Annotated in this window: 17 protein-coding genes, 1 pseudogene and 1 riboswitch; of the genes and pseudogenes, 10 read left to right on the forward strand and 8 right to left on the reverse strand. The window is 64.3% G+C overall.

Annotation, left to right across the window (positions count from 1 at the left end; translation table 11 throughout):
* Positions 1-11 precede the first annotated feature (11 nt).
* Both VGV37_RS11975 and VGV37_RS11980 read right to left on the reverse strand, forming a co-directional pair.
* Positions 12-1,313, reverse strand: a complete 1,302-nt coding sequence (locus tag VGV37_RS11975) for a YeaH/YhbH family protein (RefSeq protein WP_326879907.1) — start codon at positions 1,311-1,313, stop codon at positions 12-14.
* A gap of 37 nt (positions 1,314-1,350) precedes the next feature.
* The gene (locus VGV37_RS11980) at positions 1,351-3,297 is read right to left on the reverse strand and encodes a PrkA family serine protein kinase (RefSeq protein WP_326879908.1); all 1,947 of its coding nucleotides are present in this window, start codon (positions 3,295-3,297) and stop codon (positions 1,351-1,353) included.
* 721 nt (positions 3,298-4,018) lie between these two features.
* Positions 4,019-4,142: riboswitch (TPP riboswitch) on the forward strand.
* 77 nt (positions 4,143-4,219) lie between these two features.
* Between VGV37_RS11980 and thiC the strand changes: the two genes are divergently transcribed.
* The 4 genes from thiC to VGV37_RS12000 all read left to right on the forward strand — a co-directional run bounded on the left by thiC (position 4,220) and on the right by VGV37_RS12000 (position 9,210).
* Positions 4,220-6,034, forward strand: coding sequence for a phosphomethylpyrimidine synthase ThiC (gene thiC, locus VGV37_RS11985; RefSeq protein ID WP_326879909.1), 1,815 nt, complete (start codon positions 4,220-4,222; stop codon positions 6,032-6,034).
* Positions 6,035-6,154: 120 nt separating this feature from the next.
* A complete protein-coding gene (locus tag VGV37_RS11990; protein WP_326879910.1) occupies positions 6,155-7,132 on the forward strand; it encodes a cation diffusion facilitator family transporter in 978 nt (325 codons plus the stop codon).
* Between the two features lie 117 nt (positions 7,133-7,249).
* The gene (locus VGV37_RS11995; RefSeq protein ID WP_326879911.1) at positions 7,250-7,711 is read left to right on the forward strand and encodes a MarR family transcriptional regulator; all 462 of its coding nucleotides are present in this window, start codon (positions 7,250-7,252) and stop codon (positions 7,709-7,711) included.
* Between the two features lie 11 nt (positions 7,712-7,722).
* Positions 7,723-9,210 (forward strand): class I adenylate-forming enzyme family protein, encoded by a 1,488-nt coding sequence (locus tag VGV37_RS12000; RefSeq protein ID WP_326879912.1) that lies wholly within the window; start codon positions 7,723-7,725, stop codon positions 9,208-9,210.
* A gap of 7 nt (positions 9,211-9,217) precedes the next feature.
* Here the strand turns inward: VGV37_RS12000 and VGV37_RS12005 are convergent, their stop codons facing one another.
* From VGV37_RS12005 to VGV37_RS12015, 3 genes are read right to left on the reverse strand one after another with little or no spacing between them, the layout of a single operon-like run.
* A complete protein-coding gene (locus VGV37_RS12005) occupies positions 9,218-10,342 on the reverse strand; it encodes an NAD(P)/FAD-dependent oxidoreductase (protein WP_326879913.1) in 1,125 nt (374 codons plus the stop codon).
* The gene (locus VGV37_RS12010; protein ID WP_326879914.1) at positions 10,339-11,070 is read right to left on the reverse strand and encodes a methyltransferase domain-containing protein; all 732 of its coding nucleotides are present in this window, start codon (positions 11,068-11,070) and stop codon (positions 10,339-10,341) included. The genes VGV37_RS12005 and VGV37_RS12010 overlap by 4 nt, the downstream gene beginning before the upstream one ends.
* Positions 11,067-12,149, reverse strand: a complete 1,083-nt coding sequence (locus VGV37_RS12015) for a type III polyketide synthase (RefSeq protein WP_326879915.1) — start codon at positions 12,147-12,149, stop codon at positions 11,067-11,069. Before VGV37_RS12015 ends, VGV37_RS12010 begins: the two co-directional genes overlap by 4 nt.
* 226 nt (positions 12,150-12,375) lie before the next feature.
* On the opposite strand from VGV37_RS12015, the gene VGV37_RS12020 reads away from it, so the two are divergent.
* Positions 12,376-13,368: a hypothetical protein gene (locus VGV37_RS12020; RefSeq protein WP_326879916.1), complete on the forward strand. Its 993-nt coding sequence runs from the start codon at positions 12,376-12,378 to the stop codon at positions 13,366-13,368.
* Between the two features lie 4 nt (positions 13,369-13,372).
* Here the strand turns inward: VGV37_RS12020 and VGV37_RS12025 are convergent, their stop codons facing one another.
* Positions 13,373-13,855, reverse strand: coding sequence for a hypothetical protein (locus VGV37_RS12025; protein WP_326879917.1), 483 nt, complete (start codon positions 13,853-13,855; stop codon positions 13,373-13,375).
* A gap of 361 nt (positions 13,856-14,216) precedes the next feature.
* Here VGV37_RS12025 and VGV37_RS12030 point away from each other — a divergent pair, with 361 nt between their 5' ends.
* The 3 genes from VGV37_RS12030 to VGV37_RS12040 all read left to right on the forward strand — a co-directional run bounded on the left by VGV37_RS12030 (position 14,217) and on the right by VGV37_RS12040 (position 18,826).
* The gene (locus VGV37_RS12030) at positions 14,217-16,391 is read left to right on the forward strand and encodes an ATP-binding protein (protein ID WP_326879918.1); all 2,175 of its coding nucleotides are present in this window, start codon (positions 14,217-14,219) and stop codon (positions 16,389-16,391) included.
* Positions 16,388-17,926 (forward strand): DUF3369 domain-containing protein, encoded by a 1,539-nt coding sequence (locus tag VGV37_RS12035; RefSeq protein ID WP_326879919.1) that lies wholly within the window; start codon positions 16,388-16,390, stop codon positions 17,924-17,926. The genes VGV37_RS12030 and VGV37_RS12035 overlap by 4 nt, the downstream gene beginning before the upstream one ends.
* Positions 17,927-18,010: 84 nt before the next feature.
* The gene (locus tag VGV37_RS12040; RefSeq protein WP_326879920.1) at positions 18,011-18,826 is read left to right on the forward strand and encodes an alpha/beta hydrolase; all 816 of its coding nucleotides are present in this window, start codon (positions 18,011-18,013) and stop codon (positions 18,824-18,826) included.
* 398 nt (positions 18,827-19,224) lie between these two features.
* Here the strand turns inward: VGV37_RS12040 and VGV37_RS12045 are convergent, their stop codons facing one another.
* Positions 19,225-19,485: a hypothetical protein gene (locus VGV37_RS12045; RefSeq protein WP_326879921.1), complete on the reverse strand. Its 261-nt coding sequence runs from the start codon at positions 19,483-19,485 to the stop codon at positions 19,225-19,227.
* Between the two features lie 105 nt (positions 19,486-19,590).
* Complete coding sequence (locus VGV37_RS12050) at positions 19,591-20,061, reverse strand: hypothetical protein (protein WP_326879922.1); 471 nt, start codon at positions 20,059-20,061, stop codon at positions 19,591-19,593.
* A gap of 106 nt (positions 20,062-20,167) precedes the next feature.
* Here VGV37_RS12050 and VGV37_RS12055 point away from each other — a divergent pair, with 106 nt between their 5' ends.
* Together VGV37_RS12055 and VGV37_RS12060 are read left to right on the forward strand one after the other, a co-directional pair.
* Positions 20,168-20,920 carry a LysR family transcriptional regulator gene (locus VGV37_RS12055; RefSeq protein ID WP_326879923.1) on the forward strand — a complete coding sequence of 251 codons (753 nt, stop codon included), beginning with the start codon at positions 20,168-20,170 and terminating at the stop codon, positions 20,918-20,920.
* Between the two features lie 255 nt (positions 20,921-21,175).
* Positions 21,176-21,276 (forward strand): annotated as a pseudogene (locus VGV37_RS12060) (IS5/IS1182 family transposase); the annotation flags it as partial.

Consider the following 21,276-nt stretch of genomic DNA (forward strand, 5'->3'; position numbering starts at 1 on the left):
GAGTCGCTCCCTCACGGTTCCTGGTTGACGATCGCGGCCTTGTTGCGGGCGAACAGGTCGTGGAACACCGGGAAGATCTGCGCCGGATCGCCGACCCGACGCATGGCGAAATTCTCGAAGGCGGGCGCCACTTCGGCGTAGGCCCGCCACAGGTCGGTCTTGTCCATGCGCCGGTCGCCGAAGCTATCGACGCCTTCGCTCACCTCGATATAGGCGAAATACTGGCAGATCGGCAGCAGGGTCGACAGGAACTGCACGCACCGTCCGCTGTCGGCGCCGAAATTGTCGCCGTCTGACGCCTGCGCCGCATAGATGTTCCAGGCGTCGAGCGGGTAGCGCTCCTTGATGATCCGGTCCATCTCGGCGAGCGCGGTCGAGACGACCGTGCCGCCGGTCTCCCGGCTGTAGAAGAACGTCTCCTCGTCGACTTCCTGGGCGGTCGAGGTATGGCGGATAAACACCAGATCGACCGTCTTGTAGCGTCGCACCAGAAAGATGTGCAGCAACATGAAGAAGCGCTTGGCCAGATCCTTCATACGCTCGGTCATGGAGCCGGAGACATCCATCAGGCAGAACATGACGGCCTGGATGTTGGGCTTCGGCACCCGTTCGAACCGGTTGTAGCGCACGTCGATCGGATCGAAATACGGGATCGCCTTGGTGCGCCGCTGGATCGCCTCCAGCCGCTCCTTGGCCGCGCGCCAAGCTTCGTCCGGCCCGGTATGGGCCAGGCGTTCGATCTCGTCCTCCAGTTCCTTGACCTCTTCCGGCTTCGGCCGCTTCAGCGAGATGCGGCGCGCCATACTGTTGCGCATCGTGCGGATGAGGTTGATGTTCGACGGGTTGCCGCTGACCGCGAAGCCGGCGCGGCTCAGCTCCGGAGAGGCGGTTTCAGACAGGCGCTTCTTGACCAGGTCGGGCAGTTCCAGATCCTCGAAAAACAGATCGAGAAATTCCTCGCGCGACAGGGTGAACTCGAAGCCGTCGCTGCCCTCGCCGCTGTCGGCGGGATCGCCGCCCTTGCCGCCTTGGCCGCCCTGCGGTCGTTCGATTTCGTCGCCGACCACATGCTCCTTGTTGCCCGGCACGACATAGTGGCGTTTGCCGCCGCTGGAGCTGTGCCGGAAACTCGGCTCGTCGATCCCCTTGGTCGGGATCGACACTTTCTCGCCGCTTTCGGTATCGGTGATCTTGCGCTTGCGGAGCGCATCCATCACCGCCCCCTTCACCTCGGCGCGCGCCCGTTCGATGAAACGGCGGCGGTTGCCGAGGCTCTTGCCTTTGGGGTTCGGTCGACGGTCGACAATGATCATTCGGTGCCTCGCCCGGCCGGACCGATGGGTCGCCCCATCAGCCGGCCTTGTTCACACGCATGTACCATTCCACCAGGCGGCGGACCTGCCGCTCGGTATAGCCGCGCGCCGTCATGCGATCGACGAACTGCGCGTGTTTGTTGTCGGTATCGGTGTCCTTCTTCGTGCCGAAGCTGATCACCGGCAGCAATTCCTCGACCTGGCCGAACATCCGCTTCTCGATGACCTCCCGCAGCTTTTCGTAGGAGGTCCAGGACGGATTACGGCCGGAATTGCTGGCCCGGGTGCGCAGCACGAACTTGACGACCTCGTTGCGGAAGTCCTTCGGGTTCGCGATGCCGGCCGGCTTCTCGATCTTCGACAGTTCCTGGTTCAACAACTCGCGGTTCATCAACTGGCCGGTGTCCGGATCCTTGTAGTCGCTGTCCTCGATCCAGGCGTCGGCGTAAGCGACATAGCGGTCGAACAGGTTCTGTCCATAGTCGCTGTAGGATTCCAGGTAGGCCTTCTGGATCTCGTGGCCGATGAACTCGGCATAGCGTGGCCCAAGCTCGCTCTTGATGAAGTTCAAGAGCCGCTTTTCATTGTCCTCGGGGAACTGCTCCCGGCGGATCGCCTGTTCCAGCACATACATCAGATGGACCGGATCGGCGCCGATCTCCTGGGTGTCGAAATTGAAGGCCGACGACAGCACCTTGAAGGCGAAGCGCGTCGAGATGCCGTCCATGCCCTCGTCGACGCCGGCGGCGTCGCGATATTCCTGGACCGACTTCGCCCGCGGGTCGCTGTCCTTCAGGCTCTCGCCGTCATAGGCCCGCATCTTGGAATAGAGGTTCGAGTTCTCGTGGGTCTTCAGCCGCGAGAGCACGGTGAAGCGGGCCAGCATCTCAAGCGTGCCCGGCGCACAGGGTGCCCGGCCGAGTTCGCTGGTCTCGACCAGTTTCTCGTAGATTTTGCGCTCTTCGGTCGGCCGCAGGCAGTAGGGCACCTTGATGACCGAAATACGGTCGATGAACGCCTCGTTGTTGCGGTTGTTCTTGAACGTCTGCCATTCCGCCTCGTTCGAATGGGCGAGGATCACACCCTGGAACGGCAGCGCACCGATGTTCTCGGTGCCGATGTAGTTGCCCTCCTGCGTCGCGGTCAGGAGCGGATGCAGCATCTTGATCGGCGCCTTGAACATCTCGACGAACTCGAGCACGCCCTGGGTCGTCCGGTTGAGGCCGCCCGAGAAGGCGTAGGCGTCGGGGTCGCTCTGCGGCAGGTATTCCAGCTTGCGGATGTCGACCTTGCCGACGAGCGACGAGATGTCCTGGTTGTTCTCGTCGCCGGGTTCGGTCTTGGCGACGCCGATCTGGCGCAGGCGCGACGGCTGCATGCGCACGACCGAGAAGCGCGAGAGATCGCCCTCGAACTCCGCCAGTCGCTTGGTCGCCCACGGCGACATCAGGCCGGTCAGGCGCCGGCGCGGAATGCCGTAGCGCTCTTCCAGTTGGCTGCCGAACAGGTCGGGATTGAACAATCCCAGCGGCGATTCGAACAGCGGGCTCGTGTCCTTCCCGGCCTTCAGCACATAGATCGGGAATTTCTCGACCAGCGCCTTCAGCCGTTCGGCCAGCGAGGACTTGCCGCCGCCGACCGGGCCCAGCAGATAGAGGATCTGCTTACGCTCCTCGAGCCCCTGGGCCGCATGGCGGAAGAAGCCGACGATCCGTTCGATCGTCTCTTCCATCCCGTAGAAATCTTCGAAGGCCGGATAGACCTTGATGGTGCGGTTCATGAAGATGCGGCCGAGACGGGCATCCTGGCTGGTGTCGGTCACCACCGGGTCGCCGATCGCCTTCAGCAGGCGCTCGGACGCGCTCGCATACATCATGGGATCGTCGGCGCAGCCGCTCAGATACTCTTCAAGCGACATCTCGACATCTCGCTGGCTCTCATAGAACCGGGCGTAGGAGTTGAAGAGACTGTCATAGGACGGCATGAAATCACCCCCGATGAAGAATTTTTGACCCGCGCTCGAAACATCCGGCGACGCATCGCCTGTCGCGCGTTTGCCCGGCCGATGGCGGCCGGCGAAGATCGGGTTTCAAACACCGCGCCGAAGGCGGCTTATGGCCGTCCGCGGCGCGGGGGCGGCGAGGCGATGCGCCTCGGGGCCGACCCGATGAAAACTTGCAACGATCCCTTCGCGGACCTCGATCCGCGGTAACGCCATTTTCTTTTTGAAACGATCGGGGCCCTGGGGGCCCCCGCTCTTCCGACACGTCCAGTCTCAGCCCGTGCCGATTAAGAATATATTGCGGATGCGCCTGCTGGTCACCCGGCGCCGCCGATTTCCGAACGCGTCGCCGCGTTCCGTTCTCGCCGTACCAGCGCCGACCCTCGAGCATCGCGTGCCTCCGAAGAGAACCCCATTCGCCCAATTACCACCGCGCTCCCAGAGCTTAAGGTGGGTATGTCATCACCAATGTGCAATTAGGAGACCAGCCCGATCGGGGACTGAGAAAAATCGCTTTCACATCGGGACAACGCCTGGAAACCCGGAATGCTTCCATGGTCGCGGCGCCAAATCGAGGCGACTCGGGGATATTTCTTAGGCAGTCGGGCGCAATTGCCTCGACGGCAGCCATAGCACCGCGACCAGGGGTCGCGGGCGTGCCGCCGGCCGTCTTGACTTTCGAACCCATCGGGCAGAGCCTAGCGCACAATCCCAGGGGAGCCTCGTCGAAGGAGGCTGAGACACCGCCGGCCCGTTTCGGGCGATGCGGGAACCCGCTGAACCTGATCCGGATCGTGCCGGCGGAGGGACGGGAAAGAGCCTCGGCATCGGGCTCCCGTGATTCCCAATCCCACCGTCTTCCCGATTCAGATCGCCCGAGTTTTAGGCGACTGGAGACGAGACAATGCCCGAAGGAACCGCTGGCAAGGCGTTCACCGTATCGACGGGGCCGCTGCCCGCCTCACGCAAGATCCATGTGGCCGGCGAGATCCACACGGAAATCCGAGTCGCGATGCGCGAGATCGACCTGGACCCGTCGGCCGGCGAGCCGCCGGTGCGCGTCTATGATCCGTCGGGCGTCTACACCGACCCAGGGGCGTTCATCGACGTCGAGAAGGGCCTGAAGCCGATCCGCCGCGAGTGGATCCTGGGTCGCGGCGACGTCGAGGAATATGACGGGCGCGACATCAAGCCCGAAGACAATGGCCTGAAGCCGGGCGAGGCCAGCAACATGCGGGAATTCCCGCATCTGGCCCGCCGTCCCTTGCGCGCCAAGCCAGGCAAGAACGTCTCCCAGCTGCATTATGCCCGCGCCGGCATCATTACGCAGGAGATGGAATATGTCGCCATCCGCGAGAACATCGGCCGCGCGCGCCAGGAAGGCATCGTGCAGGACGGCGAGAGCTTCGGCGCCGAGATCCCGGACTACGTGACGCCGGAATTCGTGCGCAGCGAGATCGCCCGCGGCCGCGCGATCATCCCGAACAACATCAACCATCCGGAAACCGAGCCGATGATCATCGGCCGGAACTTCCTGGTGAAGATCAACGCCAACATCGGCAATTCGGCCGTGGCGTCCTCGATCGAGGAAGAGGTCGAGAAGATGGTGTGGGCCACGCGCTGGGGCACCGACACGGTCATGGACCTGTCGACCGGGCGCAACATCCACACGACGCGCGAATGGATCATGCGCAACTCGCCGGTGCCGATCGGCACGGTGCCGATCTACCAGGCGCTGGAAAAGGTCAACGGCAAGGCCGAGGACCTGACCTGGGAGATCTTCCGCGACACGCTGATCGAGCAATGCGAGCAAGGTGTGGATTATTTCACCATCCATGCCGGCGTGCGGCTCGCCTATATCCCGCTGACCGCCCGGCGCGTGACCGGGATCGTGTCGCGCGGCGGCTCGATCATGGCGAAATGGTGCCTGGCTCATCACAAGGAGAATTTCCTCCATACCCATTTCGAGGACATCTGCATCCTGCTGAAGCAGTATGACGTCGCCTTCTCGCTGGGCGACGGCCTGCGCCCCGGCTCGATCGCGGACGCCAACGACGCGGCGCAATTCGCCGAGTTGGATACGCTGGGCGAGTTGACCCAGATCGCCTGGAAGCACGACGTCCAGGTCATGATCGAAGGCCCCGGCCATGTGCCGATGCACAAGATCAAGGCGAACATGGACAAGCAGCTGAAGGTGTGCGGCGAGGCTCCGTTCTACACGCTCGGGCCTCTGACGACCGACATCGCGCCGGGCTACGACCACATCACCAGCGGCATCGGTGCCGCCATGATCGGCTGGTTCGGCACGGCCATGCTCTGCTATGTCACGCCCAAGGAACATCTGGGCCTGCCCGACCGCGACGACGTCAAGGTCGGCGTCGTGACCTACAAGCTGGCCGCCCACGCGGCCGATCTCGCCAAGGGCCACCCGGGCGCTCAGCTGCGTGACGACGCCCTGTCGCGGGCCCGGTTCGAGTTCCGCTGGCGCGACCAGTTCAACCTGTCGCTCGATCCGATGACGGCGGAGCAGTACCACGACCAGACCCTGCCGGCCGAGGGCGCCAAGATCGCCCATTTCTGTTCGATGTGCGGACCGAAATTCTGCTCGATGAAGATCACGCAGGAAATCCGCGACATCGCCCAGGAAGGCATGGACGAGATGTCGGACGTCTTCCGCAAGAAGGGCTCGGAGATCTATCTGCCGGCGGCGGTCGACTAGGGACCAGGCCGACCGACGACCCGGGGCGCGGCGATGGTTCGCCGCGCCCTTTTTCCTGATGGCTCCTCGGTCTCGCCGAGCGGCCATAGTCGGCCCTGCCCCGGGGCGAACGGACGGACCATGCCCAGCGACCACGCACAGCACGATCACCACGGTCATTCCCATGGCCACGATCACGGCAGCCAGGACCACGGCCATGGACACCTCGGACACAGCCATGCGCCGGCGAGTTTCGGGGTTGCCTTCGTGGTCGGCATCTCGCTCAATTTCGGCTTCGTGCTGCTGGAGACGATCTATGGCCTGCTCTCGGGATCGATCGCGCTGGTCGCCGATGCCGGCCATAACCTGGCCGACGTGCTGGGCCTGGCGCTGGCTTGGTGGGCGACCCGGCTGGCGCTGAAGGCGCCCAGCGCCCGGCGGACCTACGGCTTCAAGCGCAGCTCGATCCTGGCCTCCCTGGTCAACGCGGTCGTGCTGCTGGTCGGCGTCGGCGGCATCGCGGTCGAGGCGGCGCGGCGCCTGGGCGAGCCCTCGCCGGTCGACGGCCATACGGTCATGTGGGTAGCCGCCGTCGGCATCGCGGTGAATGGCTTCACTGCGTTCCTGTTCATGCGCGGCAGCAAGGGCGACCTCAACATCCGCGGCGCGTTCCTGCACCTGGCCGCCGACGCGGGCGTCTCGCTCGGCGTCGTGGTGGCCGGGCTGGTGATCGGCCTGACCGGATGGCTGTGGCTCGATCCGGTCGTCAGCCTGGCAATCTCGGCGACCATCCTGTTCGGCACCTGGTCGCTGCTCAAGGAGTCGCTCGATCTGGCGCTCGACGCGGTGCCGGTCGGCATCGACCCCGCTGCGGTGGCGGCCTATCTCAAAGAGCTGCCCGGTGTCAGCGAAATCCACGACCTGCACATCTGGGCCATGAGCACGACCGAGACGGCGCTGACCGCCCATCTGGTCCGGCCCGGCGGCGGCCTCGACGACGCCCTGCTCGACCGCGCGGCCGAAACCCTGCAGCAGCGCTTCGGCATCGCGCACGCGACTTTCCAGGTCGAAGAGGGCGACGGGGCCGAATGCCGGCTGGCCCCGCCGAGCGTCGTCTGATCGGCGCCGGTACGGCTTGACCCGGTACGGCTTGACAGGGCAATCGCCACGGTTGTTTGTCTATCAAACAACAAGGTCGCAGGACCGATCGACACTAGGACGGGGCGGAGAAACGAGATGGCCGATACCGCGGTCGCGGAAGGCGGAAACGGCATGCCGGTGCCCGGCGTGCTCGACGGGTTGCTGGGGTATCGCCTGCGACGGGCGCAGGTCGCGGTCTTCGCCGATTTCGCCCAGACCATGGCAGGGTACGAACTGACACCCGGCCAGTTCGGTACCTTGGCGCTGATCGCGGCCAACCCAGGCCTGAGCCAGACCGCGCTCGGCACGGCGCTCGGCATCGATCGCTCCAGCGTGGTTCCGCTGATCGACAAGCTGGAACGGCGCCGGCTGGTCGAACGCGCACCCCATGCGCGCGACCGTCGCAGCCACGCTCTGCGCCTGACCGACGAGGGCGCCGCTTTGTTCGAGACCGCACGCGCCGCGGTGGCACGGCATGAGGCGCATATCTTCGCGTCCTTGGCGCCGGCCGAACGGGAAACGCTCGCCCGCCTGCTCGACCGGGTCTCCGGCGTCTGACGGTCCGACCGATGCTGTTCGGCGATTTGATCGATGGACCGCTCGCCGAGGGGGCCGGGCCGCGTCCGGCCTTGATCGATGAGACCGGCACGCTGTCCTACCGCGATCTCGATCGGGCGGCCAACCGGTTCGCCCATGCGCTGATCGCACATGCCATCGGCGTCGGCGACCGGATCGCGCTACGCGCCCGCAACCGGATCGCTTGCGGCATCATCACGCTCGGCGCCGCGCGGGCCGGGGCGGTCCTGGTCCATCTCTCGACCCGCGCGACGGCCGCCGAGACCGAGGCGGCCCTCGTCCAGACCGGTCCGCGCCTGATGTTCGCCGAAAGCGGGTTCCAATCGGCAAGCGTCCCTGTCGTCGATCTCGATCGGGATGCGCAGGCCTGGCTCGAAACGGGATCGGCCGGCCGGCCGCAACTCGACTTATGTCCGGACGCGCCGCTCGCCCTGTTGTTCACCGGAGGCACGACCGGCGGGGCGAAGGGGGTACTGGTCAGCCATCGCGCCCGGCTGGTCACGGCCGATCTCGCGGCCGACGGCTTCGGCCTCGTGGCGACGGATCGCGTCCTTGTGTCGACACCCCTGTTCCACACGGCTGCCCTGTTCTGCTGGCTGGCCCCCGCGTGGCGACGGGGCGCTGCGGCAATCCTCGGCAGCAAATGGTCCGCCGCCAAGTTTGTCGCCGCCGTCGAGCGCCATCAGGTGACGGCAGCGTTCCTGGTACCGACCCAGATCGGTGACTTGCTTGAGGACCCTGGTGCCACGACCGAGCGCCTTGCCTCGCTCCGGCTCGTCTGCCACGCCGGTTCGCCGATGCCACCCAACCTCGCCGATCGGCTTGCCGCCCTGTTGCCGATGGTGGAGGTCGTCGAGCATTACGGCCTGTCGGAAACCGGCCTGCTGACCGTGCGGCGCGGCAGCGATCCGGCCGACCGGCGTGCAAGCGTCGGGCGCGCACCGCCGCCGGTCGAGCTGGCGGTGCGCGGACCGGACGGCACGTTCCTGCCGTCGCATTTGGTCGGCGAGATTGCAACACGCGGCCCGCATCTGCTGGGCGAGCTGGTCGGCGGCGATCCGGCAACGCCGCTGTTCCCCTGGCACGACGGCTGGCTTGCCACCGGCGACCGCGGCGCGCTCGATCCCGATGGCTTCCTGACCCTGGTCGCGCGTTCCAAGGACATCATCGTGTCCGGCGCCGAAAATCTGTATCCGGGCGAGATCGAGGCCGTATTGCTGCGCCATCCGGCGCTCGCGGAATGCGCCGTGTTCGCCGTGCCGGACGATCGCCTGGGCGAGGTGCCGGTCGCCCAGGTGGTCCTCCGTCCGGGCATGGCGGCGACCGAGGCGGAATTGATCGAGCTGGCCCTGTCCGTCCTGCCGCGACACAAAAGCCCGCGCCGGGTGCTCTTTGCCCCGTCCCTGCCCCGCTCCGCCGTCGGCAAGGTGCTGAAGTCGCAGCTTTCGGCCGACTATCTGCGGGATTTTTCGCGGCATTGATCCGACCTCAGGGCTGCACCGACAGCAGGGGCGCGGGGACACGGGTGGCGCTGGCGACGAGGCTCATCAGTCCGGGCATCAGCCGTGCCGCCAGGAGCAGTCCGCCCTGGCCGCCCGGGCGGACCAGCGCGTGGGACAGCAGGGTCGCGCGCCGAACCTGACGGCCGACGTCGGCCGCCAGACGGGCCTGGAACTCGGTCGAGGGGCGGCCGGCAAGCAGATGGCCGGCGGCGAGTGCCGCGCTGTGCAGCGCGATCGACATGCCATCGCCAGCGAAGGACGGGATGACGGCGGCCTGATCGCCCAGCCGCCACAGCCCGGGCCAGTCCGCCTGTGGCCGCGCCACATAGCCGTAGGGAATGGTCGCGATCGCCAGCGGTCGCGCCTGCTCGTCGACCGCTCCGGCGAGGCGACGGCCCAGCAGCGGCACCGCCCGGACCACATGATCGAGCAGCGCCGGCCAGCTGCCGCCGAGCGCCGTCAGCCGGCCCTGGCGGACCACCAGGCACAGGTTGGCGAGCCCGGCCTCGATCGGCTCCAGCCCGGCATAGCCATCGGAGAACAGCAGCAATTCGACATGGCCGGCCAAGGCCCCCGCCTGGTGCGGCGCGAGGCGGAAATGGCTCTTGAAGCCCACCAGATCGTTTTGCCGCCCGGGCGGGCGCCGATGGCCGCGCAGATCATGCTTGCCGGTCGCCAGGGCCGCCTGGACGCCGGTCAGCGCGGTGCCATCGTCCAGCCGGGCCACGAAGCCGCCGCCGATAGGCTCGAGCGTCTGGACCCGCCGGCCGCGCCGGACCGTGACGCCGCACGAGGCCGCCCGGGCGAGCAGAGCCTCGTCCAGTACGCGGCGCGACAGGCTCATGGCGACAAAGGGCAGGTCCACGACCGCCTCGTGCCGGCGCCCGGCGAGCCGGACGCGATCGATCGGCACGGCCCCCAGCGCCGCGACATCGAGGCCGAGCGCTGCCAGATAGACGATCGCTTCCCGCGACAGGAATTCGCCGCACACCTTGTCGTGCGGCCCAGCCTCGCGCTCGACGACGGTTACCCGCCAGCCCGCGCGGGCCAACGGAATGGCGACGGCGGCGCCGGCCAATCCGCCGCCGACCACGAGCAGGTCCCGGGTCATTTCCGCCGGCCGACGCACAGGCGGAACGGCACGTGCCAGGCCACGTCGGCAGCGTCAGCGGGAACCTCGGCGCGCGCCAGCAGCCGACGCCAATCCGCGGCCACGAAGGCGCGCGTGATCGAGATCGGGCCGTCGTTCTGGACGAACCGGTGCCACCCGGCGAGCTTGGACCACAGCCGGAACACATGGTAGGGCAACGGGTGGCGATGCAGGTCGTTGACGAACCAGCCGACCCGCGACGTCGTCTCCATCCACCGAACGAAGCGCACGACCTGGTCGTCGGTCAGGTGATGGGTGAACAGGCTGCTGATCACGATGTCGACCGGCTGGTCCGGCCGATACTCGAACAAGTCGGTCGTGATCCACCGGATCGGCCAGTCCGGGGCCGTCGCCTTCAGCGCCGCCGCGCGGGACCAGGGATTGAGGTCGATGCCGGTCAGCTCGACCGCGATGCCGCGCCGCACGGCCCAGCGATCGATCTTGCGCAGCATGTCGCCATAGCCCGATCCGCAATCGACGATGCGCAGCGGCTCGGTCGGGCGGCGGTCACGCACCAGGCGGTCGAGCCAGAGAAAGGTCGGCCGGTAGGCGTTCGTCACCCGATTGACCTTGGCCAGATCGACCAGGCAGGCCTCGAACTCGGCCACGCCGCACTCCTCGGTATCCATCAACTCCAGCGCGGGCGAACGCCGGCCGAAGTCGAGCGGCACCGAGGCGGGCGCGGTCATGCCGCGTGGAACAGCAGGGTCTCGGCGGTCAGCCCCGGCCCGAAACCCAGGGCGATGCCGCGCTGGCCGGTCACGGCCTCGGCCATCAGCCGCTCCAGCACGAACATGATCGTGGCCGACGACATGTTGCCGAATTCGGCCAGCACCCGGCGCGACGCATCGAGGGTGCCCGAGGCAAGTTCGAGCGCGCTCTGCACCGCATCGATCACCGTCCGGCCGCCGGGATGGACCGCCCAGAGTTCGATCTCGGCCGCCACGGCGCCGTCGAGGATTTCGGGCAAGACGGGGCGCAGCCCGTGCGAAATGGCGCCCGGCACCTTGCCGGACAGATACATGTCGAACCCCTGGTCGCCGACCTGCCAGGTGATGAGATCGGCGGTATCCGGCAGCAGCACGGTGCGGAACCGGTCGAGCGCCAGTCCGCCAGGTTCGCCGGTGACCCAGGCGGCGGCGCAACCGTCGGCGAACACCAGGAAGGACAGGATCTGCTCGAGATCCGACGTCTCCTGAAGGTGCAGGGTGCAGAGTTCCAGATTGACGATCAACACGCGGGCATCCGGGTCCGAGCGAACGATGTGGCGTGCCAGCTTCAGGGCATTGAACGCGGCATAGCAACCCATGAAGCCGACCATGGTGCGTTCGACGGATGGTTCAATCCCGAGCGCTGCGGCCAGCTCGAGATCGAGCCCCGGCGCATAGAGGCCGGTGCAGGACGTCACGATCAGATGGGTCGTCCCCTGCACCGCCGGCCCCAGGCCCAGACGGCCGACCGCCGTGAGGGCCAGCGGCAACGCCTCGGCCTGGAAACGCCGCATCCGCGCCGAGGTCGACGGAAAAGACCCGCGTCGAAAGAAACCGTGGGCATCGACCGAGGGCGATGATGGGTCGGTGGCCGGCGCCAGCACGGAATAGCGATGGTGAATGTCGGCCCGGTCGGCCATGCGGCGGAACAGCTTCTCGTGCCGGGCATCGGCCAGCAGTGTGCTGGCGAACCGCACGAACGCATCATGGACGTCATGCTGCGGCACGGCCGACGCGACCCGGTTCAGAAATGCTTGTCGTTGGGATTGACCTGCCATCACACTACTCGCTTCCTGACCCACGCCCGGACGGTCGCCCATCTTCATCACAGCCGACGGGCCGCCAGGGCTCAACAGATCGTGATACTGTCTCGGTTCGACGTTTCGGAAAGGAACGAACCGCTGGATTTCTCGTCCTCCCATCCCGCACGATCGAACGGCGCTTGCCAGGGCAATGGGCAGGACTCAATGTAAGCCTGGATTATTCCTCGGAGTCGTAAACCGCATGTCAGCCGACGAGTTGCCGCAAAACCCTCCGTCGCAGGAACGCAGCACTCATTTCGCGTTCGAGCATTCGGTGTTCAAAACCACCAACACCCGCTTCGTCATGGCAAATGACGGCGAACCCTCGCTCGTGGTCGAGCTGGCCGAGCTGGCGGCGGTGATCCCCCTGAAGTCGCTGCGGATCGAGTTCGAGCTCGACAAGAGCATCGACGGGCCGATGCTCGACAAGGTCGTTGCCGGGCTGAAGTTCGTCAAAACCATTCGACCCGGCGACTCGATCCCTCGCGAAATCCTCGACGGCACGGCTTCGTGGTCGGTCGAGGACAGGCATATCGAGATCGCCAAAGGGCGCATCACGATGCAGATCTCGTCCTGGCTGACCGGGGCCGAGACGGTGATCGTCGACCAGGAAGCGCTTATGCAGCTGGCCGAGGACCCGGCGATCAAGCAGCGCGTCAACGCCGCCTTTTCCGACATCGCGGTCAAGATCGGCCTGCCCCCCGAACGCAAGCAGGAGGTCATCGACCGCGTCGACCAGCTGGCGCGCGAATTGTCCTACATCGAGGCGCTGCGCGAACGCTTCGGCACCATCAGGCAAATCGGCGAAACCATCACCGCGTTCCAGAAGATCTATCGGCGCGACCGTACCGTGATCGAGGATCTGAGCCGGATCACCAACCTGATCCGCCGGCCATTGACCGAGCTTCAGGGCATCTTCGACCAGGTCGACGGCATGTCCGGCGAAATCGTCAGTCTGCTGCGCAACCTGGTCCGCCAGATCGAATTCATCCGCGAAAGCCGCGACGAACTCCATCAGCGCATGATGCTATGGGACGAAATCATCGTGAAATTCGCGACCATCCAGGTCGACCGCTCGCCGGACAACGAGGCGCTGATGAAGGAACTCTATCGGTTCCTCGCCCGCAACTTCATCGTCGAGAAGCCGTGGGAACTGGTCAGCTCCGCCTTCGCCCGGCAGCCCGACAAGAGCTGAGATCCTAGAACAGGTCGTCGATGGCGCTCTGGTCCATGATGCCGTCGATGCCGTGGATGATCGCGGAACCGGTATCGACCATCTGCTGCAGCATCATGGAATAGTTGATCGCCTGATCGGCCAGCATCTCCGCGTCGCCCTGGTCGCGCGCATCGGCCAGGACCATCTTCGCCTCTTCGACCGTGTCGTGCATCCGCTGGATCGTCCGCTCGAAATGCTCGCGCGCCGAAGGGGGCGAATACGGATAGGCCTCGATCGCGAGCGACGCGAAAGCAAGCCCGCTCTCGGCAAAATGCTGTTCGTAGGTCCTGAACTTCCAGCCGGTGACCTCGTCCAGCATGTCGGGCATATCGCCCAGCATGCCCAGCAGCATGATCACTTCATTGAAGAGATTGAAATAATCCGTCGACAATAAAGTGCCCGGGTCGATCGTCGTCCCTTTGACCCGTTCGCGGTACTGCTCCAGCATCACCCAGCCTTCATCCAAAAGCCTTCGCATTTCCACAGGCGCGATGCCGGACGGAAACGCCATATTCCAGCCTGTGCGCATCCGTGTCGACGTTGCGCACGGTCTCATGAAACGACGAAGGCGCCTGTCCAACGGTTAATTTCGGCACGCCCTCGCACCATTATTTTGCGAGGCCGCATTGCCCCACACAAGGATTAAGCGGGAATTAACCAAAATTTTCGATGAACGCCCGAAGCGGGCGCCGTCGTAACCAATTATTGAGCAATCTCGCGCCAGGATGCGGCGCCATGGACTCCGCACGCACTTCCAGATCCGCACGTTTGCCGTATCGATGCCGGGTTCGTCCTTGCCGCCGTGACTGGCCGAAGGCTGAAACCGCATGCTGAGCGACGACGCCTCCAGCGGTACGTTCGGCGCGAGCTGGCTCTCGGGCCAGGCCGGACGCACGCGCGCCGCCGTGCTCGCGGGCGGCGGCATCGCGAGCCGGCTGACCTTCGCGATCATCTTGTTTTCGATGCTGGTCACATTCCTGACGACCGCCACCCAGCTGGTCATCGAATATAACATCGACCTGCGCGGCATCCGGGAGCGGTTCGTCGAGATCCGCACCTCGCAATTGCCGATCCTGACCAACAGCGTCTGGATCCTCGACGATGCGCTGATCCGCACGCAGCTCGACGGGCTGGCGCGCCTGCCCGACATCGAGCGCCTGTCGGTCGAGGTCAACGGCAAGGTCAAATGGTCGTCGGGCTCGACGCGCGCACGCTACCCGCTGTCCGATCGCGTGCCGCTGATCCAGCAGAACCGCGACAAGTCGGTTGAGATCGGCGTGCTCGAGGTGACGGCCAGCCTCGACAACGTCTATCGCCGCCTGGTCGACAAGGCGCTGTCGGCCCTGCTGGAAAACGCCATCAAGACCGCGGCCATCGCAGGCTTCGCGCTCGTGCTGTTCCAGCTGACGGTCACCCGTCACCTGCACCGGATGGCGGAATATGCCCAGCGGCTCGACATCGCGGACGACGATACGCCCGACCTGCAGCTGGAGCGGACGCGCCGCCGGCGCGCCGACGTGCTGGACCAGCTGGTCCAGTCGATCAACACCATGCGCACGAACCTCTCGACCGCCTATGCCACGTCCAAGCGCGACGAGGAGCGCATCCGGCGCGAGAACCAGCATCTGGCCGACCTGTTGCGCGACGATACGATGCGCGGCGTCCAGGTCATCGACGTGTTCCAGACCGTGACCGAGACCCTGGTCATCGGGCTCGACGTTTCGCGGGCCGGCGCCTGGCGGATCGACGAGGTCGGCGGCGAGATGCATTGCCTTGACAGTTTCGAGCCCGACGGGTTGCGCCATACCACCGGCAAGAGCTGGCCGCTGGCCGCCATCCCGGAATACCTTTCGCTGCTGCATCGGGACAAGGTCGTCGCCATCAGCGACATCTGGACCGACCCGCGCAGCCGCGAGATCCTGGTCGGCCACGACATGGCGCCGCCCTATCGCTCGGCCATCGACGTGGCCCTGCAGATCGACGGCAAGCTGGGCGGTATCCTGTCGGTGCAGCACCAGGGCGACAAACGCGAATGGACCGCCGACGAGATCGGCTTCGTCGGCGCCGTCGCCGCCGTCGCCTCGGCCGCGATCGAGGCGCGCGATAAGCGCATCGCCCAGCACGAGCTGTCGCAATACAAGGACCATCTCGAAGACATCATCGCCACGCGCACGGCGGAGCTGACCGACGCCAACGTCGAGCTGAACCGCACGCTCGAAGTGCTGCAGACGACCCAGGCCGAACTGGTCGAGCGCGAGAAGTTCGCGTCGCTCGGCACGGTCGTGGCCGGTGTCGCGCACGAGGTCAACACGCCGATCGGCGTCGGCGTCACAGCGGCCAGCGCGCTCAAGCAGGCGACGGTCCGGCTGCAGCGGAAAGTCGAGGCCGGTGAGCTGAAGAAATCCGACCTCATGAGCTACGTCGAGGTCGCCGCCCGTTCGGCCGACATTCTGGAAGCGAACCTCGGTCGTGCCGCCGAGCTGGTGCGCTCGTTCAAGCAGGTCGCGGTCGACCAGTCGAGCGAGGCGATCCGCGTGGTCGAACTCGGCCAATATATCCACGACGTGATGACCAGCCTGCGGCCGGAACTGCGCAAGGCCGGCCACGACGTCACGGTCGACTCGCCCGATCCGGTCAAGCTCGAGACCACGCCGTCGGCGATCTGGCAGATCGTCAGCAACCTGGTGATGAACTCGATCCTGCATGGCTTCGAACCGGGCCAGCATGGCCATCTCTCGATTTCGGTCACGCGCAAGACCGAGGCGGCGGTCGTGATCTATCGCGACAACGGCATCGGCATGAGCCCGGACGTCCGGCGCCGCATCTTCGAGCCCTTCTTCACCACCAAGCGCGGCCAGGGTGGCAGCGGCCTCGGATTGAGCATCGTCTATAACCTGGTGACCAAGACCTTGGGCGGAACGATCCTGTGCACGAGCGCACCGGATGTCGGTACCGAATTCATGATTACGATTCCGGTCAAGACGGAACGGAGTGACGCATGATTGACGACGAACTCGCCTTCATCGACGAGGACGTGACCGTCGCGGGCCAGGAGCCTGCGATCGGGTGGAAGGTGATCGTCGCCGACGACGAACCGAACGTACACGACGTCACCCAGCTGGCGCTGGTCGATTTCCGCTTCGACGGCCGGCCGCTGACCTTCATCCATGCCCATTCGGCCGCGGAAGCCTTCGCGGCCGCCGAGAGCAATCCCGACACCGCCGTCCTGCTGTTGGACGTGGTCATGGAATCCGAGCATGCCGGCCTGGAGCTGGTGCGCCGGATCCGTGAGGAGCTGTGCAATTCGACCCTGCGCATCGTGCTGCGCACCGGCCAGCCGGGAGCGGCACCCGAGGCCGACGTCATCGCGCGTTACGACATCAACGACTACAAGGAAAAGACCGAGCTGACCGCCGGCAAGCTGTCGACCCTGATGTATGCGTGCCTGCGCGGTTATCGCGACATCATGACGATCGAGCGCAGCAAGCGCGGGCTGGAGCGCATCATCGATGCCTCGCAGCGGATCTTCCGCCTGCAGTCGATCGAGGAATTCACCGAGGCGGTGCTGGACGAACTGGCGGCCCTGCTGGCGATCCACGGCCACGAGCCCGCGGGCGGCATCCAGGCGCTGACCGCGACCGGCACCGTCGGCAAGCTGACGGTGCTGGCCAGCACGTCCCATTTCGAACATCTGCGCGGCCTGCCGATCGACGGCGCGTTGCCGCCCGAAACGGCGGAGCGCATCGATGCCTGCCACAAGGCGGCCTACAGCGCCCATTTCGGCGACGAGTATGTCGGCGTGTTCAAGGCGCGCGCCGGCGCCGACAAGATCCTGTACCTGCGCGGCTACCAGCCCCGCTCGGAACTGGATCGCCAGCAGCTCGACATCTTCGCGCGCAACATCGGCGTGTCGTTCGAGAATATCCAGCTGAAGGAAGCGATCGAGGACGCCCAGCGCGAAATCATCTATCGCCTGGGCGGCGTGGTCGAGACCCGCTCCAAGGAAACCGCGAACCATGTCCGCCGCGTCGCCAAGATCTCACGCCTGCTGGCGCGCGCCGCCGGCATGACCGAGCGTGAGGCGCTGATCTTCGAATATGCCTCGCCCATGCACGACATCGGCAAGGTCGGCATTCCGGATGCGATCCTCAACAAGCCCGGGAAGCTGACGCCGGAGGAATGGGCGATCATGCAGACCCACGCTTATGTCGGCTACGACATCCTCAAGGGCTCGGACCACGAGATCCTGCAGACCGCCGCGATCATCGCGCTCGAACATCACGAGAAATGGGATGGCGGCGGCTATCCGTTCAACAAGCGCGGCCACGAGATCAGCCTGCATGGCCGCATCACCGCAATTGCCGACGTGTTCGACGCGCTGGCGAGCGAGCGCTGCTACAAGGCCGCCTGGCCGATGGACAAGGTGCTGAAACTGTTCCGCGACGAACAGGGCAAGCATTTCGATCCGCACCTGGTCGACCTGATGTTCGACCTGCTCGACGACATCATCGCGATCCGCGACGAATATCACGACTGACGTCCGGCCGTTACCTGCCGGGTAATCGACCGCCCGACGGGCCGGCCGCTATCACTCCTCCACCACAACGAGGAGTGAGACGTCATGTCGTTCGTCGAGACCGAAGACCATACCGCCCTGTTCTACAAGGATTGGGGCAGCGGCAGGCCCGTGCTGTTCCTCCACAGCTGGGCGGTGAATTCCGACATGTGGGAGCCGCACATGGTCCCGCTGGTCGAAGCCGGGTTCCGCTGCGTCGCGTTCGACCGGCGCGGCCACGGCTGCTCCGGCCGGCCGGGCGACGGTTACGATTTCGATACGTTCGCGGACGATCTGGCGCTGATCATCGACCAGCTCGACCTGACAGACATCACCCTGGTCGGCCATTCCATGGGCGCGGGCGAGATCGTCCGCTACCTGACGCGCCACGGCTCCGACCGCGTTGCCCGGGTGCTGATGCTGGCCCCGACCCTGCCCTTCCTGCTGAAGACCGACGACAACCCGGACGGGATCGAGCGCGCCTGTTTCGACGAGGTCCGCGCGGTCCTGCTGGCGGACACGCCGAAGTGGCTCGTCGACAATGCCGAGCCATTCTTCCTGCCCAGGACGACCGGCGTCTCGCCCGAGATGATGCGCTGCCTGATCGAGCAATGCCTGCAGAGCGGGCTCAAGGCCAAGATCGACACGAACCGCTCGGTAACCGAAACCGACTTCCGGCGCGAGCTGGCCGAAATCGACGTGCCGACCCTGATCATCCACGGCGACAGCGACGTGTCGGCCCCGCTGGCCTTCACCGCCGAGCGGACGGCAGCCCTGATTCCGGGCAGCCGGCTGGTGATCTACGAAGGAGCCCCGCACGGCCTGTTCGTGACCCACCGCGAACGGTTCATGCGCGACCTGATGGCGTTCCTCGAGGGGTAGGAACCGGCCGTTCGGAGGGAAGGATCCGAACGGAAGGGGATCGCCCGTTGGCAGCGACAAGGCTCCCAGCCCTAAATCGATGCCGCTATTTCTGGGGCGCAGGCGCTTTGGCAGAGGCGCTTGCGGAGGAGTCTGCCGCCTTTTTTGCCATCTTGGTCTTCTTTGCTTTTGCCGGCTTGGCGGACGCGTCTGACGCGGGTGCGGCCGGTGCCGAAGCGGCCGGTGCGTCCGATGCCCTTGTCATTTGGGGAAACGAAGAAAATGCTATAATAATAAAAACAAGCAAGAGTATTTTGGACATCTTCATTTTCCTTGAAAGATGCGACTAATGCTTAGTTTAGAATAGGAAAAGGACAGAAATGTCCTTTTCCTTGTGGTGTTCGGACGAATTTAGGACTCTATTCGCCCTTGGCGTGTCCGAATGCGATGCCTTGCTGGACTTCATCGATCGCTTCCGAAACCAGCTTTCTGGCGGTATTGGCGTGTCCGCCTTTGTCCTGCGTGACACGATTCAGATGAGCCTGGGCCCCCTTCAGCGCGTCGAGTGCGCCTTGCATGTCAGGCTGGGCAGCGATCGCCAAACCAGCGCTGAGGCCGATCGCGGCGGCTATGAAGGCGACCGCCAGCATTTTAGTAGCGGCTTGGTTGAAAAAGCGCATGCAAGTTTCCTTTGAAAACGAAGGTTGATCTTCGGTCAAAAAATTGAACCGTCCCGACTGAGGTCGATAGAGGCGCTGTGAATCCCAGAGAGGTAGAAACGGGCTTTAACGCGGCTGCGGAGGATTGGCGCAACGGAAGTAGCTGGTTTTGGCATCCCGCGCGGCGGTCACGTTGATGATGCCGACGGATGCTTCGTTGGGGATCGTTAAGTCAACATAATTGATGCCGTCTTGCGGTCGCTGTTTGATGGAATCGACCGCTTCTTCTTGCAATACTTGGCGACCGCCGCCCGCTTTGAACTGTCCAACGGTTTGCGCGAGAGACCAGTTACGGCTGCTCTCGTTGACCAACTGGCATTCCGCAGCAGTATCTGGCAGCTTGTACCCCACGTTGAGGGTCTTGCCATTATCTAGCGGAACCGTCTGTACAACGCTCTCAATAAGGGAATTTTGGTTCATGCTGTAGCCGCAAGCCGCCAGAAGCGGCATGACCAACGAGATGACGGCAAAGCGCTTCAGTGTAACCGTCGAAAAATATGGCACGCTGCTCAATTCCTCTAGAGAAAGAAAATGCATTTTCTTCTCATCTCAAGATACCGTAAGAGATAATCAACTCCTATCACTTGTATTGATAAGTATCGACCGTGTGAAATGAATTGCCTTGATAGGCTGGATCAACGACATGAATGGCATGAGTCGCCCCGGTAATCTCGACCTCGACCTGCTCCGCAGCTTCGTCCACATCGCCGAAACTGGAAGCTTCACCCGTGCCGGAGAAATCGTCGGGCGGACGCAATCGGCCGTTTCTATGCAGATGCAACGGCTGGAGACCATCGCCGGCAAACCATTGTTGGTGCGGGGCAAGGGCGGCATGGTCCGGCTGACGCAAGACGGCAGCTATCTTTTAAGCTATGCGCAAGAGATGCTGGAGTTGAACGATAAAATCTGGGCGGTATTTCAAGGGGAAAGCCCGTCGAGCCGAATAGTGCCTGACGATTATGCGTTGCCGATCAAGGCGCAGCGGGAAGCTTTTACGATGCAGGTCATGGTCACATTGCTGACCAATCGGAAATTCAGTGAAGCAAACGCGCTGATCATGCGTTATGTCGAAAATCACACCATGGTCAATCCAAAGGAAATAAATCAAAAAGACGATGATCTGATCATGTCTCTTCTGAGTATGCTGGAGTATATTTCAATCAACTTTCTGTCCAATTCGATGGATCGAAATATCATTCTCAGGCAGCGAAAATCGGGTCTTTTGCGGACTTACCAGGTTCTGAAAAATTACATTCCTTACAAGCGCCAAGCTTGGGGGCGGCTAAATGCATATCGATCCTTTGAGGAAGTTATAAAGAACTATATTTTGGTGGATTCAAAGATTTCGGACTATGCGGCGAATGGCGCCGAGCCTGCGCTGGATGCCAGCTCTTGAAGGTGCAACTCTAGCCAGGCAGCGACGCTTGAACTGGTGACCCGGTGGGCTGGGTCGCGAGAAGTTGGCCTCACTGTCTTTGCTGACTGAACTGCGACCGTCTGCTTACGAGCGTGATCGTATGGCATGCTTATGCCCGACTCTGGGTCGTAGCCGCCAGCCCTGACGCGGGTTCTCACCCTAGGGCTGGGACCCATAAGTGGGGTTCCCATCGGCCGCGAAACCTGATTCAAGATCCCCGAGAGGAGATCTTGGGTGGATCAGGGATATTTTTGGCTGAATGACGGGCAGTTTGAACGGCTTGAACCGCATTTCCCGACCGACACGCGGGGCAAGCCGCGCGTCGATGACCGCCG

The sequence above is a fragment of the Aliidongia sp. genome, from assembly GCF_035943795.1.
In the GTDB taxonomy this organism is placed as follows: domain Bacteria; phylum Pseudomonadota; class Alphaproteobacteria; order ATCC43930; family CGMCC-115725; genus Aliidongia.

Bases quoted from the DNA above. Each gene is read 5' to 3' on its own strand.
- VGV37_RS12005 (WP_326879913.1), bottom strand. From the start codon at position 10,342: ATGACCCGGGACCTGCTCGTGGTCGGCGGCGGATTGGCCGGCGCCGCC.
- VGV37_RS12045 (WP_326879921.1), bottom strand. From the start codon at position 19,485: ATGCGCTTTTTCAACCAAGCCGCTACTAAAATGCTGGCGGTCGCCTTC.
- VGV37_RS12030 (WP_326879918.1), top strand. From the start codon at position 14,217: ATGCTGAGCGACGACGCCTCCAGCGGTACGTTCGGCGCGAGCTGGCTC.
- VGV37_RS12050 (WP_326879922.1), bottom strand. From the start codon at position 20,061: ATGCATTTTCTTTCTCTAGAGGAATTGAGCAGCGTGCCATATTTTTCG.
- VGV37_RS12035 (WP_326879919.1), top strand. From the start codon at position 16,388: ATGATTGACGACGAACTCGCCTTCATCGACGAGGACGTGACCGTCGCG.
- VGV37_RS12040 (WP_326879920.1), top strand. From the start codon at position 18,011: ATGTCGTTCGTCGAGACCGAAGACCATACCGCCCTGTTCTACAAGGAT.
- VGV37_RS12015 (WP_326879915.1), bottom strand. From the start codon at position 12,149: ATGGCAGGTCAATCCCAACGACAAGCATTTCTGAACCGGGTCGCGTCG.
- VGV37_RS12020 (WP_326879916.1), top strand. From the start codon at position 12,376: ATGTCAGCCGACGAGTTGCCGCAAAACCCTCCGTCGCAGGAACGCAGC.
- VGV37_RS11975 (WP_326879907.1), bottom strand. From the start codon at position 1,313: ATGATCATTGTCGACCGTCGACCGAACCCCAAAGGCAAGAGCCTCGGC.
- VGV37_RS12000 (WP_326879912.1), top strand. From the start codon at position 7,723: ATGCTGTTCGGCGATTTGATCGATGGACCGCTCGCCGAGGGGGCCGGG.
- VGV37_RS11980 (WP_326879908.1), bottom strand. From the start codon at position 3,297: ATGCCGTCCTATGACAGTCTCTTCAACTCCTACGCCCGGTTCTATGAG.
- VGV37_RS12010 (WP_326879914.1), bottom strand. From the start codon at position 11,070: ATGACCGCGCCCGCCTCGGTGCCGCTCGACTTCGGCCGGCGTTCGCCC.
- thiC (WP_326879909.1), top strand. From the start codon at position 4,220: ATGCCCGAAGGAACCGCTGGCAAGGCGTTCACCGTATCGACGGGGCCG.
- VGV37_RS11995 (WP_326879911.1), top strand. From the start codon at position 7,250: ATGGCCGATACCGCGGTCGCGGAAGGCGGAAACGGCATGCCGGTGCCC.
- VGV37_RS12055 (WP_326879923.1), top strand. From the start codon at position 20,168: ATGAATGGCATGAGTCGCCCCGGTAATCTCGACCTCGACCTGCTCCGC.
- VGV37_RS11990 (WP_326879910.1), top strand. From the start codon at position 6,155: ATGCCCAGCGACCACGCACAGCACGATCACCACGGTCATTCCCATGGC.